The sequence below is a fragment of the Flavobacterium sp. NKUCC04_CG genome (genome assembly GCF_019345525.1).
Lineage (GTDB): Bacteria > Bacteroidota > Bacteroidia > Flavobacteriales > Flavobacteriaceae > Flavobacterium.
Map to the genome: position 1 here is coordinate 1 of NZ_JAHKRA010000090.1, position 223 is coordinate 223.

Here is a 223-nt window from a genome sequence, read left to right on the forward strand (position 1 = left end):
CTAAAATCAGTTGTCCGGCATAAAGCCGCTCACCTTTTCCATCGGGTTCTGTATAATACCCGCTATCCAAAGAAACCAAAGGCGGTAGTATAAAATACTCGCAATGCACCATCGCATCTTCGATGACATCTGCTCTTACATCAGCTTCGACGGTTACGTTATAATTGCTTTCTTCATAACAACCCGATTCCCCATTTTGCTGTAAAACATAAATCTTATGGGT

1 protein-coding gene is annotated in these 223 nt (G+C 41.7%); it reads right to left on the reverse strand.

Translation table 11 applies throughout. From position 1 onward, the window contains the following. Nucleotides 1–223 (reverse strand): hypothetical protein (locus tag KO524_RS15335; RefSeq protein ID WP_219295087.1); only part of this gene is annotated, 223 nt, incomplete at both ends.